Raw genomic sequence first — 12,802 nt, 5'->3', positions numbered from 1 at the left:
TCCCTACTGTTTTGGGGTACTGGCGGGCAGCTGCCGAGGCGTCTGTTGTTGCGCTTTCCACAGCTCGATGTTGCGTTGCAACACGGCTTCCGTCAGTCCGGACGCGGGCAATTCTGTCATCTTTTTGGCCAACTGTCCGCGCAACCACGGATCGTTGCAGGCCGAGTCATGGGAAATCGCCAGGAACAGGCCCGGCCGGTCGACCGGTTGAGGATGGGCAACAAGGTCGTTGGCCATGCCCAGTGTCTGTGCAGTCGCCATGCCGGAGTATCGCCCGGCCAGGACAAATTCCACTTCGCCCAAGAGCAATTTCTGAAAGGCCTGGGTAAGGTTTGGCGTACGTGCGAGGGTCAATTGCTGCTCGGCGAAAGTGCCAAATTGCGAGGTCAATCGAGACTTATCCGACAGCGCGCCGGGGTGACCGTGCAGGTCCTGGGCGTCGCTGTAGACCAGTGACGAGTCTTTGCGAGTCCAGACCAGATAATCGTTTTCCAGCAACGGTGGATGAATATAGTCCAGCGATTCCAGTGCGCTGACCGTCAATGGCGCGTCGGCCAGCATGTCCATGCGTCCGCTGCGCACTTCGTCCAGGGCCTGGGAGCGTTTGCCGGCATACAACATCTGGACCTTGATCCCCAACTCCCCCGCCACCTGCTGCAACAGATCGGCGCTGGCACCGATCAGGTGCCTGGGATTCTGCGGGTCTTGCCACAGGTACGGTGGCGCATCGGGGCTGCCGGTGACCACCAGGCGTTCGCACTTGCCTGCTGCACCGGACAGTGCTGGAAATATCGTCAAACCCAGGAGTAATGACCAGCCAAATACACGACGCAAATCCATAGCAACACGCTCCCGTTCAGACCGTTTATATCCCCTGTAGGCGCGAGCCGGCTCGCGATGGTGTCAAATGCACCGCGTTTATCCAGGTTCCCCGCGTCATCGTTGACGTCCATCGCGAGCCTGCTCGCTCCTACAGGGTAAAAAAAACAAAAAAAAAACCCGACCAGACGGTCGGGCTCTTTTATAAGTGAAGCAGCCGGTTTAAACCAGCTTCTCCAGCTCAGGGATGGCTTCGAACAGGTCCGCCACCAGGCCGTAATCGGCCACCTGGAAGATCGGCGCTTCTTCGTCCTTGTTGATCGCGACGATCACCTTGGAGTCTTTCATGCCGGCCAGGTGCTGGATCGCGCCGGAGATACCGACGGCGATGTACAGCTGTGGAGCAACGATCTTGCCGGTCTGACCGACCTGCATGTCGTTAGGTACGAAACCTGCGTCGACCGCGGCGCGCGAAGCACCCACGGCAGCGCCCAGCTTGTCGGCCAGAGCGTACAGGTGTTTGAAGTTGTCACCGTTCTGCATGCCGCGACCGCCCGAAACGACGATCTTGGCAGCGGTCAGTTCCGGACGATCGGACTTGGCCAGTTCCTCGCCGACGAAGCTGGAGATACCAGCGTCGTGGGCAGCGCCAACGGCTTCAATAGCCGCCGAACCACCGGTAGCGGCAACCGGATCGAAACCGGTGGCACGCACGGTGATCACTTTCACTGCAGCGTTCGATTGAACGGTAGCGATGGCGTTACCCGCGTAGATCGGGCGCTTGAAGGTGTCAGCGCTTTCTACCGAGATGATCTCGGAGATCTGGTCAACGTCCAGTGCAGCGGCAACGCGCGGCAGGATGTTTTTGCCGTTGGAAGTGGCGGCAGCCAGGATGTGGCTGTAGCCATTGCCCAACTCTGCGACCAGAGGAGCGACGTTTTCCGGCAGTTGGTGAGCGTAGGCAGCGTTATCAGCGACCAATACTTTGCTCACGCCAGCCACTTGCGCAGCGGCTTCAGCCACGGCGCCAGCGCCCTGGCCTGCAACCAGAACGTGGATGTCACCGCCAATCTTGGCAGCGGCAGCAACGGTGTTCAGTGTGGCCGGGGCCAGCACTTTGTTGTCGTGTTCAGCAATAACCAAGATAGTCATTTAGATTACCTTCGCTTCGTTTTTCAGTTTCTCGACCAGTTCAGCCACCGACTTGACCTTGATACCCGCGCTGCGTGCAGCAGGCGCTTCGACTTTCAGGGTCTTGTTGGTGGAGGCGGTGGAAACGCCCAAAGCGTCCGGAGTCAGCGTCTCGAGAGGCTTCTTCTTGGCTTTCATGATGTTTGGCAGAGACGCATAGCGCGGCTCGTTCAAACGCAGGTCGGTGGTGACGATGGCCGGCAGTTTCAGGGAAACCGTCTGCGCGCCGCCGTCGATTTCGCGAGTCACAGCAACGCTGTCGCCGCTGATTTCGACTTTCGAAGCGAAGGTGCCCTGACCGTAGCCGCTCAGTGCAGCCAGCATCTGGCCAGTCTGGTTGTTGTCGCTGTCGATCGCTTGTTTGCCAAGGATCACCAGCTGAGGCTGTTCCTTGTCGACTACAGCTTTCAACAGTTTGGCAACGGCCAGGGAGGTCAGGTCTTCGGCGGACTCGACGAGGATGGCGCGGTCAGCACCCAGAGCCAGCGCGGTGCGCAGTTGCTCTTGAGCGGTGGACGGGCCGACGGAGACGACGACGATTTCAGTCGCAACACCCTTCTCTTTCAGGCGTACAGCTTCTTCAACGGCGATCTCGCAGAACGGGTTCATCGACATCTTGACGTTGGCAAGATCGACGCCGGAATTGTCCGCCTTGACGCGAACTTTCACGTTGTAATCCACAACGCGTTTGACAGCTACAAGAACCTTCATGGATTCCTCGTTACTCTCCGGTGAAAAGAAAGTCGCCTAGGCGAACCTGGCGGTTGATACTCATCGGGCGCAAGGGCACCTCCAAAAACGCCGGCACAGTGTCAAGTGACCATCGCGCATGACGTTGATGACCGTTCGTCAGTGGTGACTATCGAGTCATTCCTTATCGCGGCGTGTAAACTGCGAGTCCAAGCTGCACTGCGCATCACTTCTACTGCCATCGCCCTGTCTTTAGAGGTGCTCTTGAAACCAACAGTCAGCCTACGGCGAGCGCAAAACCGCCCGTATCTTGACCGGAACGCCTATTCCGGTCAATACGCCAAAATAGCCGTTCATACGGCGCGTGACTTTGATTTCTCTGGCCTTGAGGCAATTCAAACAAACGTTTGTATTGGACGCTGGGAGTGGTGTAGATATAATGCGCCACCCAAAGAGAAAGGTGGTCACTCGATTGTCCTCTCCCGACGTTACATCGGGATTCAAGGATGCGACACCGAAACTCCAAAATTAGAAAAAAACTGTTGAGCCTTGAGTAGGAGATAGCCTGTGGAACGCGAATACATGGAATTCGACGTGGTCATCGTCGGTGCCGGCCCCGCTGGCCTTTCCGCTGCCTGCCGCCTGAAACAGAAAGCCGCGCAAGCCGGTAAGGAAATCAGCGTCTGCGTGGTCGAAAAAGGCTCCGAAGTCGGCGCTCACATCCTTTCTGGTGCCGTGTTCGAACCACGGGCCCTGAACGAACTGTTCCCGGACTGGAAAGAACTCGGCGCTCCGCTGAACACGCCGGTCACCCGCGATGACATTTTCGTGCTGAAAAACGCCGAAAGCGCGCAGAAAATTCCTGACTTCTTTGTGCCCAAGACCATGCACAACGAAGGCAACTACATCATCTCCCTGGGCAATCTGTGCCGCTGGCTGGCCCAGCAGGCCGAGAACCTGGGCGTGGAAATCTACCCGGGCTTCGCCGCTCAGGAAGCGCTGATCGACGAAAACGGCGTGGTGCGCGGGATCATCACCGGCGACCTGGGCGTTGACCGCGAAGGTCATCCGAAAGAAGGCCTGTACACCCCGGGCATGGAACTGCGTGGCAAGTACACACTGTTCGCCGAAGGCTGCCGTGGCCACATCGGCAAGCAACTGATCCAGCGCTTCAACCTCGCCAGCGATGCCGACGCCCAGCATTACGGCATCGGCCTGAAAGAAATCTGGGAAATCGACCCGGCCAAGCACCAGCCAGGCCTGGTAGTGCACACCGCCGGTTGGCCGATGGACATCATGGGCACCGAGAACACCGGCGGCTCGTTCCTCTATCACCTGGAAAACAACCAGGTTGTAGTGGGCCTGATCGTCGACCTGTCCTACAGCAACACTTACCTGTCGCCGTTCGACGAGTTCCAGCGCCTCAAGCATCACCCGGTACTCAAGCAGTACCTGGAAGGCGGCAAGCGCATCAGCTACGGCGCCCGTGCCATCTGCAAGGGCGGCCTGAACTCGCTGCCGAAGATGGTCTTCAAGGGCGGCGCGCTGATCGGTTGCGACCTCGGCACCCTGAACTTCGCCAAGATCAAAGGCAGCCACACCGCGATGAAGTCCGGCATGCTCGCCGCTGAATCGGTAGCCGACGCGCTGTTCGCCGAGAAGGACGGTACCGAAGAGCTGACCTCCTACGTCGACGCCTTCAAGAACAGCTGGCTGCACGAAGAACTGTTCGCCAGCCGCAACTTCGGCCCGGCGATCCACAAGTTCGGCGCGATCGTCGGTGGCGGTTTCAACTGGCTGGACCAGAACATCTTCGGCGGCAAACTGCCGTTCACCCTGCACGACACCAAGCCGGATTACGCGTGCCTCAAGCTCGCCGCCGACTGCAAGAAGATCGACTATCCGAAACCGGACGGCAAGATCAGCTTCGACAAACTCAGCTCGGTGTTCATCTCCGGTACCAACCACGAAGAAGAACAGCCTTGCCACCTGAAGCTGACCGACCCGAGCATCCCGATCAGCAAGAACCTGCCAATGTACGATGAACCAGCCCAGCGCTACTGCCCGGCCGGTGTATACGAAGTGATCACCAAGGAAGACGGCGAGAAGCGCTTCCAGATCAACGCCCAGAACTGCGTTCACTGCAAGACCTGCGACATCAAGGACCCTGCACAGAACATCACCTGGGTGACGCCGGAAGGCGCTGGCGGCCCGACTTACCCGAACATGTAAGCCGAACGCCGAAACATCGAAAAGGCTCCCGAATGGGGGCCTTTTTGTTGCCCGCAATTCGGGGCACAACACGGCCGATGTGGGAGCGGGCTTGCTCGCGAATGCGATGTATAAGTCGACATCAGTGTTGAATGACGTACCGCATTCGCGAGCAAGCCCGCTCCCACATTGGGTTGTGTTTAAAGCTTGAGACCCAGTTCTGCCGATAGACGCGCCGTAGTGCCCTTTATCAACGGAATCAGCTCGGCCATTTTTTCCAGCGGCATGTACGGCACGGTACTGGCGATACTGATGGCGGCCACGATGCGCTTGCTCGCGTCACGAATCGGCGCCGCCACGCAGCGGATCGACGGTTCGTTGTCTTCCAGGTCGAAGGCGTAGCCGCCGGCCACATACTCGACCATGCGCTGCTGGAACTGCTCCCAGGATTGCTCCGGGTGCTGCGGCCAGAACAGATTTTTCCCACCCACCGGCAGGCTGATTTCGTACAGCCGCTGCCACTCCTGCGGCGAATCATCGAGCATCAGTGCCTTGCCGATACCGGTGCGCGCCAACGGCATGCGATGGCCAACCCGCGAACGCATTTCCGGGCCATTGCGCCCCGGATTCTTGTGCAGGTACAGCACCTCGTCGCCCTCGCGAATCGCCAGGTGGATAGTGTCGCCAGTCAACGCCGACAGCTCATCCAGATAAGGCCCGGCCAGGGTCACCAACGGCAGCTCTTCGCGTGCCTGGAAACCCAGTTCGATCAGCTTGGGCCCCAACAAGTAACCCACCTGCGGCACCACCCGCAGGTAACGCTCCTCCACCAGGCAACTGGCCAGGCGATGGGTAGTGCTGCGCGTGGTTCCGATCAACCGGGCGATCTCCTTGAGATCGCGGGCGCCACTGGCCACGGCCTGGACCACACCCAAACCGCGAAGCAGGGTCTGGGTACCGGTCGGCGCGGCGTCCTTGGCGATTTTTGGGGCGTCTTCCTGCATATCCAGCCTTTACCGTTGAGCGAGTGAACGGGCGGCATTATGGTCGCCCGCGTGCCACGACTACAACTTGATACGCTCGACCTTGCCCACCAGCAAGATGTAGGAAAGCGCACCGATCAACGCCAGCACCGAGATATAGGTGATCGCCGGGGCAAAAGAATCACCGCTGGCGAGGAAACCGATGACGATAGGCGTAGCGATGGCCGACAGGTTGCCGATGAAGTTGAACACGCCACCGGTCAGTCCCAGCAAACGTGCCGGGGCGAGCGTCGATACCAGCGACCAGGTGATGGAAGCCAGGCCGTTGCCGAAGAACGCCAGCGCGAGAAAGGCGATCACCAGCGGCGTCGACTCGACAAAGTTGGCGCCGATGATCGAGATGGAAATCAGCAGGCCACTGATGATCGGTAATTTGCGGGCGAACCCTACTGTATAGCCGCGGCGGATCAGCAAGTCCGAAAAGAACCCGGAACACAGCACGCCAACGAACGCCGCGAGAAACGGCAGTGACGCCAACAAGCCGGACTTGATGAAGTCCATGCCGCGGTATTTCACCAGGTAGGTCGGGAACCAGGTCAGGAAGAACCACAGGGTCGAGTTGAGGCAGAACTGGCCGAGGTAGATACCCCAGAGCTTGCGCTTGGTCAGGACAATGCCCAGGTCGGTCCAACTGAATTTGGCTTTGACTTTGGCTTGCTCGGCCTGAATATCCACCAGCCCGCCGCCTTCGCGGATCAGGTCGATTTCTGCCTCGTTGGCACCTTTGAAATCCCGTGGCTCGCGATACACCGCGTACCAGATCACCGCCCAGAGAATGCCCACCGCGCCGGTGGCGACAAACACCATGTGCCAGCCGAATTCGTGTTGCAGCCAGGCCAGAACCGGTGTCAGGAAAGCCAGACCAACGAACTGCCCGGAGGTGTAGAAACCGATGGCCGTGGCGCGCTCGCGCTCGGGGAACCAGGTGGTGACGACGCGGCTGTTGATCGGATAAGCCGGCGCTTCCAGAGCACCCACCGCCATGCGCAGCACGAACAGCGCGATAAAGCTGGCGGCAAAACCGAGCATCACCGTGGCAATCGACCAGAGCAGCAGCGCAGCGGTGTAAAGGATGCGCGGCGGCACTCGGTCCACCAGCCAGCCGCCAGGAATCTGCATGGCGGCGTAGGTCCAGCCGAACGCGGAAAAGATCAGGCCGACATGAATCGGGTCGATCCCCAGGTCGCTGGTCAGCGCCGGGGCGGCAATCGACAGGTTGCTGCGGTCCAGGTAGTTGATCACCACGGTGATGAAAAGCAGCACCATGATGAAAAAACGCTTGCGGCTGGGCGCCACCAACGACGCCTGCCCGGTGAGGGTTTGCGGTTGCATGAGGAGTGCCTCTTTTTATGTTTATTGAGGTCGTTAAAATTGAAGAGAGCGCAGTTCTCCCGGTCGAGGAAGTTCAAATGTGGGAGCGGGCTTGCTCGCGAAAGCGGTACTTCTTTCAACATTCATGTCGACTGATACTCCGCTTTCGCGAGCAAGCCCGCTCCCACAGAGGAGATCAATGGTGGATCAGGGAGAACTCACCACTCGGCAAAACTGCCATCGGCATGGCGCCAGATCGGGTTGCGCCAGCGGTGGCCGACGGCGGCGCGTTCGATCACATATTCCTCGTTGATCTCGATACCCAGGCCCGGGCCATTCGGGATCTTCACGAAGCCCTGGTCATAGTCGAACACCCGCGGGTCCTTGACGTAGTCGAGCAGGTCGTTGCTTTCGTTGTAATGGATGCCCAGGCTCTGTTCCTGGATGAAGGCGTTGTAGCAGGCGGCGTCCAGTTGCAGACAGGCCGCCAGGGCGATCGGGCCCAGCGGGCAATGCAGCGCCAGCGCGACGTCGTAGGCTTCGGCCATGTTGGCGATCTTGCGGGTCTCGGTGATACCGCCGGCGTGGGACGCATCGGGCTGGATGATGTCGACGTAACCTTCACTGAGCACGCGCTTGAAATCCCAACGGGAAAACAAGCGCTCACCGAGTGCAATCGGCGTGCTGGTCAGTGGTGCCAGTTCTTTCAACGCTTCATAGTTTTCGCTGAGTACGGGCTCTTCAATAAACATCAGTTTGTACGGATCGAGCTCCTTCATCAGCACCTTGGCCATGGGCTTGTGCACCCGGCCATGGAAGTCCACGCCAATGCCCACGTTCGGCCCCACCGCATCACGCACGGCGGCGACGTTGGCCAGGGCCAGGTCTACTTTTTCGAAGGAGTCGAGGAACTGCAGCTCTTCGGTGCCGTTCATTTTCACCGCAGTGAAACCACGCTCTACCGCTTCCTTCGCAGCCCGCGCCGTGTCCGCCGGGCGGTCGCCACCGATCCATGAATACACACGAATCTTGTCGCGCACCTGACCACCGAGCAGATCACTGACCGACACCCCCAACGCCTTGCCCTTGATGTCCCACAAAGCCTGATCGATACCGGCCAGGGCACTCATGTGAATCGCGCCACCCCGGTAGAAGCCGCCGCGGTACAGCACCGTCCAGATATCTTCGATATTGCGTGGGTCTTTGCCGATCAGGTAGTCGGACAATTCTTCAACGGCCGCTGCGACGGTATGAGCGCGGCCTTCGACCACGGGCTCGCCCCAACCGGTCACGCCCTCATCGGTTTCGACCTTGAGGAAGCACCAGCGCGGCGGAACGATGAAGGTGGTCAGTTTAGTGATTTTCATCTTTGGCTCTCTTATTGGATGCAGCGCGCTCGGCGCCGAAAAAGTCTTAACGCAGAGCGTTCCATGCAGCGACGTAGGCCTTGGCATTGGCCGCCACTTGCTCCGGCGTCATTCCCGGCTTGAACAGGCCGGATCCGAGACCGAAACCCTTGACGCCTGCTTCGATAAAGACCTGCATGTTGTCCGGGGTGATGCCGCCGACCGGCACCAGAGTCGTCCCGGCGGGCAACACCGCGAGCCAGGCTTTTACGACTGCCGGCCCCATCTGCTCGGCCGGAAACATCTTCAGCACATCGGCGCCCAGCGCCAGTGCGGCGAAGGCTTCGGTCGGCGTGGCGACACCCGGCGACAGGTACAGTCCGGCGGCCTTCGCCGCGCGCAATACTTGCGGATCGCTGTGTGGCATGACGATCACCTGACCGCCCGCCGCTTTCACTTGCCCGACCTGCTCCGGCGTCAGCACCGTGCCGGCGCCAATCAGGCAATCGGCGGGCAAGGTGCTACGCAGGATGCGAATACTTTCGTACGGCTCAGGGGAATTGAGCGGCACCTCGATGACGCGAAATCCGGCGCCGTACAGGACTTCGCCGATGGCCGCCGCTTCCTGTGGGCGCAGGCCGCGCAAGATCGCGATCAGACCGTTTTGCGCCAGGGCTTGTTTGAGCATGTCAGACCTCCAGTCAGGATTAACGGGACAGGGTGAGCGTGATCAGACCGGCGGCGAGCGCCAGTTGCCACAATCCGTGTTCGGTGGCCTGCTCGGCCAGGGTCACCCGGGCAAAGCCACAAGCGTCGAGCGCGCGGCTGTAGCGGGCGCAGAGTTGGGCGTTACCGATGAGGATGATCGAAGGCAGGTGCACGCTGTTGCGCCGGCGCCGTTGAGCACAGGCCAGGGCCGACAACTCATGGCCGATCAACAGGCCGGACAGGTAGTCGGCTTGCGCCGTGGCACTCAGTTCGCCGGTCAGGCCCAGGCTGCGGGCGCTGAACAGGGTCGACAGCGGACCGATTTCACCGTCCGCCGATAACGCCACCTGTACACCGCGATCAAAAGCGTCGCCATCGAAGGTCGCGCTACGCTGCTGGGTGCGCCCCAGAATGCTGTGCTCGCTGAGCACGGCGAAGATTTCGCCGGTCATGAAGGTATCGAAATGGACGATGCAGCCGTCGGCCACTTCCACCCATTTCGAATGACTGCCCGGCAGGCCGATCAACAGATCCCCGCCCGCCTCGCCCGCCTCGCCCGGCAGATTTTGCAGCACGCCGAGCACCTGGGTTTCTTCGCCACGCATCACATTCGGCAGACGCGAACGTTGAATCACCCCCGGCACGATGTGCACATCGATTCCACGAATACTGCGAACGGTTTGCAGGGACGTACCAAGCGTGGCGACGTTCGCCGGTGTATCGCGGTAGGCCGCTTCGCGCCAGCCCTGGGCGCTGCCGACCATGCCACAGGCAATCACCGGCAAGCCGGGTTGCGCGTCGAGCCAGTCGCTGCATGCCTCATCGAAGGCCAGTTCGAAACCGTCGGTGCATTCCCGACCGGCAATGATTCGCGGCACCTTGGGCAGTTGCATGATTCCCGACGACAGCGAACGCTGTTCGAGCACCTTGCCACCTTCGGCCAGTTTGTAAGCACGTAATGAGGTTGTCCCCCAATCCAGCGCGATCAATTGCGCCCGCATCGCTTCACCTGTTTTGGTTTTTGGCAGTGAGTGAGCCGGACTATAAACCCTGATGCGCCGAAATCTCAATATATAAATATCACTCCCACATATTGGGATTAATAGATTTCAGGCAAAAAAAATCGCAGACGTCGATTTCTGCGATATTCAAAGCGTACATTGCCCTGCAGGAGCCGACGTGCTGGCGATTCAATCTCAAGGGCTGCATTGCTCTTGAGCCCGCCATCGCTGGCAAGCTAGCTCCTACGGAATGGGTTTACAGCGAAATATCACGGTTCAATTTCCGTCTGCGAACTCGCGAAGGACCTTGCCATCCATGCGATAGCGAACCCACTCTTCCTGCGGCTGCGCGCCCAGGGATTTGTAGAAGTCGATGGCCGGGGTATTCCACTCCAGCACGCTCCACTCAAAGCGCCCGCAATCATTGGCGCAGGCGATTTTCGCCAGATGCCGCAGCAAGGTCTTGCCCGCCCCGCCACCGCGCTGATCAGGGGTGATGTAGAGGTCTTCAAGGTACAGGCAGTTGCTCCCCAGCCAGGTGGAGTAACTGAAGAAGAACACCGCGAACCCGATCGGCACACCGTCGCGCAGGCAGATCAGGCCATGGGCAGTAGCGCCTTCACTGAACAGACTGCGCTCGATGTCGGCGACGCTGGCGATGACTTCATGACGGGCACGTTCGTAGTCGGCCAGTTCAGTGATGAACGCGAGAATTTGCGGCGCGTCACTGGGGGTCGCCGGGCGGATTTCGATCGTCATGGACGTGCCTTGTCAAAATTGAAAACGCCATACTAAGTCGGCACGGGATTTGTGGCGAGGGGGCTTGCTGTGGCGAGGGGGCTTGCCCCCGTCGGGTTGCGCAGCAACCCCCAATATCTGGATGGCGCCGATCATGGAAGGGGACTGCTGCGCAGTCCAGCGGGGGCAAGCCCCCTCGCCACAGTGAGCCCCCTCGCCACAGTGAGCTCCTCGCCATAGAGGACCTCCGCCGCAGAGCCACACAAGCCTGATACCAAGCCGTTCGTCGCACGTCTGGCACCCATGCAATTCGGGGGCGGACTAATCAACTAAGCACTCTACTCGCTGGAGACGACACCATGATCCTGTCCAGGTTGACCGCCCTCGCCCTCACCGCCTTGTTGGCCTCCGGTGCCTACGCCGGGAACATTGGCTCCAGCACCGGCCCCACCAATCCAGTGGAAAACCCCAAAGCTCCGGCTATCCAGAGCGCCCCCGTGACCCATACCGGTTCAGGCCTCGACAGCGGCCTGCCACCGTCCACCGGCAACGACCCACGGGATCAGGGCAATGATCCTGGTCGCCAGGGCGGCATGAATCTACCGGACACTAAAACACCCACCCAAGGCGGACTCGGTTCGACCACTACCGACAGTTCGGGCAAAGAAGGCGGGATCAGCCAATAGAATGCAGGTCGGCACCGAAGCTGATTCAAGTGCCGGCTTAGCGAGCCTTTTCGAAAGCAAGCTCGCTCCTGCGGGCAATAATTGTCAGCGCTGCTTGAGACGGTCAATCACCACCGCCAGCAACAGGATCGAACCGCGAATCACGTACTGATAAAACGTGTCGATGTTCTTCAGGTTCATCGCATTCTCGATGATCGCCAGAATCAACACACCGGCAATCACATGGCGGATCATGCCGATCCCGCCGCTCAGCGACACCCCGCCCAGCACGCAGGCCGAGATCACTGTGAGTTCGAAACCCTGGCCGATCATCGGCTGGCCGGACGTCATGCGCGAGGCCAGGATCACCCCGGCCAGCGCGCCGATCACGCCGTGCACGGCAAAGATAATGATCTTGGTCCGGTCCACGTTGACCCCGGCCAGCAGCGCCGCTTCCTGGTTGCCGCCGATGGCCATGGTGTTGCGCCCGTAGGTGGTGTAGTTGAGCAGCCAGCCGAAAAACAGGAAGCAGACGATGGTAATCAGGATCGGCACCGGCACGCCAAACAACTGGCCATTACCGAAGACGAAAAACGATTCCTGTGACACCCCCACCGCTTTGCCGTTAGCGAAAATGTAAGCCAGACCACGCACGATCTGCATGGTCGCCAGTGTGGTGATCAACGCATTGACCCGCAGCTTGGCAATCACGATGCCGTTGATCAGTCCCACGATCAGGCCCATCACCAGGGCTGCACTGACACCGAGAAACACACTGTCGGTGTCGCGCATGACCACGGCTGCAACGACCCCGGCACAGGCGATCACCGAGCCCACCGACAGGTCGAAATGCCCGGATGCCAGGCAATACAGCATGGTGCAGGCGGCGATGCCGGTGGTGGAAATCGCCAGGCCCAGGCCACGCATGTTCAGCGGCGAAAGAAAGTTGTCGATCAGCAAGGTGCAGGCGACGAAGATCCCGACCGCGGCCAGCAGCATTACCCAGTCATCGAGAAAACGCCGCAGGTCCAGAGGTTTGCGAGTCGCCGGCAATGTGTTGTTTTGGATTGTCATCATAG

General features: G+C 59.9%; 13 protein-coding genes. 3 read left to right on the top strand and 10 right to left on the bottom strand.

Going from position 1 to position 12,802, the window contains the following annotated elements; genetic code table 11:
- Window positions 1–3: 3 nt before the first annotated feature.
- The 3 genes from ASE98_RS08025 to ASE98_RS08015 all read right to left on the bottom strand — a co-directional run bounded on the left by ASE98_RS08025 (window position 4) and on the right by ASE98_RS08015 (window position 2,721).
- Window positions 4–840, bottom strand: coding sequence for a substrate-binding periplasmic protein (locus tag ASE98_RS08025; protein WP_060540845.1), 837 nt, complete (start codon window positions 838–840; stop codon window positions 4–6).
- Window positions 841–1,041: 201 nt separating this feature from the next.
- Window positions 1,042–1,971, bottom strand: coding sequence for an electron transfer flavoprotein subunit alpha/FixB family protein (locus ASE98_RS08020; RefSeq protein ID WP_060540844.1), 930 nt, complete (start codon window positions 1,969–1,971; stop codon window positions 1,042–1,044).
- The gene (locus ASE98_RS08015; protein ID WP_060540843.1) at window positions 1,972–2,721 is read right to left on the bottom strand and encodes an electron transfer flavoprotein subunit beta/FixA family protein; all 750 of its coding nucleotides are present in this window, start codon (window positions 2,719–2,721) and stop codon (window positions 1,972–1,974) included.
- 105 nt (window positions 2,722–2,826) lie between these two features.
- Between ASE98_RS08015 and ASE98_RS26495 the strand changes: the two genes are divergently transcribed.
- Together ASE98_RS26495 and ASE98_RS08010 are read left to right on the top strand one after the other, a co-directional pair.
- The gene (locus ASE98_RS26495) at window positions 2,827–3,246 is read left to right on the top strand and encodes a hypothetical protein (protein ID WP_156465482.1); all 420 of its coding nucleotides are present in this window, start codon (window positions 2,827–2,829) and stop codon (window positions 3,244–3,246) included.
- Window positions 3,247–3,267: 21 nt separating this feature from the next.
- A complete protein-coding gene (locus ASE98_RS08010; RefSeq protein WP_060540842.1) occupies window positions 3,268–4,932 on the top strand; it encodes an electron transfer flavoprotein-ubiquinone oxidoreductase in 1,665 nt (554 codons plus the stop codon).
- 179 nt (window positions 4,933–5,111) lie between these two features.
- On the opposite strand, the gene ASE98_RS08005 is transcribed toward ASE98_RS08010, so the two are convergent.
- The 6 genes from ASE98_RS08005 to ASE98_RS07980 form a co-directional block, all read right to left on the bottom strand.
- The gene (locus ASE98_RS08005; protein ID WP_060540841.1) at window positions 5,112–5,915 is read right to left on the bottom strand and encodes an IclR family transcriptional regulator; all 804 of its coding nucleotides are present in this window, start codon (window positions 5,913–5,915) and stop codon (window positions 5,112–5,114) included.
- Window positions 5,916–5,975: 60 nt separating this feature from the next.
- A complete protein-coding gene (locus ASE98_RS08000) occupies window positions 5,976–7,286 on the bottom strand; it encodes an MFS transporter (protein ID WP_060540840.1) in 1,311 nt (436 codons plus the stop codon).
- Window positions 7,287–7,483: 197 nt separating this feature from the next.
- Complete coding sequence (gene dgoD / locus ASE98_RS07995) at window positions 7,484–8,632, bottom strand: galactonate dehydratase (RefSeq protein ID WP_060540839.1); 1,149 nt, start codon at window positions 8,630–8,632, stop codon at window positions 7,484–7,486.
- Window positions 8,633–8,678: 46 nt separating this feature from the next.
- Window positions 8,679–9,299 (bottom strand): 2-dehydro-3-deoxy-6-phosphogalactonate aldolase, encoded by a 621-nt coding sequence (locus ASE98_RS07990; RefSeq protein WP_060540838.1) that lies wholly within the window; start codon window positions 9,297–9,299, stop codon window positions 8,679–8,681.
- Between the two features lie 19 nt (window positions 9,300–9,318).
- A complete protein-coding gene (locus tag ASE98_RS07985; RefSeq protein WP_060540837.1) occupies window positions 9,319–10,320 on the bottom strand; it encodes a 2-dehydro-3-deoxygalactonokinase in 1,002 nt (333 codons plus the stop codon).
- A gap of 276 nt (window positions 10,321–10,596) precedes the next feature.
- Window positions 10,597–11,079: a GNAT family N-acetyltransferase gene (locus ASE98_RS07980; RefSeq protein WP_060540836.1), complete on the bottom strand. Its 483-nt coding sequence runs from the start codon at window positions 11,077–11,079 to the stop codon at window positions 10,597–10,599.
- Window positions 11,080–11,417: 338 nt separating this feature from the next.
- On the opposite strand from ASE98_RS07980, the gene ASE98_RS07975 reads away from it, so the two are divergent.
- A complete protein-coding gene (locus tag ASE98_RS07975; protein WP_060540835.1) occupies window positions 11,418–11,744 on the top strand; it encodes a hypothetical protein in 327 nt (108 codons plus the stop codon).
- An 84-nt stretch (window positions 11,745–11,828) separates the two neighbouring features.
- Here ASE98_RS07975 and araH read toward each other — a convergent pair whose 3' ends face one another.
- Window positions 11,829–12,797, bottom strand: a complete 969-nt coding sequence (araH, locus tag ASE98_RS07970; protein WP_060540895.1) for an L-arabinose ABC transporter permease AraH — start codon at window positions 12,795–12,797, stop codon at window positions 11,829–11,831.
- Between the last annotated feature and the right edge of the window lie 5 nt (window positions 12,798–12,802).

The organism is Pseudomonas sp. Leaf48 (assembly GCF_001421885.1).
Classification (GTDB): domain Bacteria; phylum Pseudomonadota; class Gammaproteobacteria; order Pseudomonadales; family Pseudomonadaceae; genus Aquipseudomonas.
Note: the sequence above shows the minus strand (reverse complement) of the source record. Positions and strands in the feature narration are given on the sequence as shown.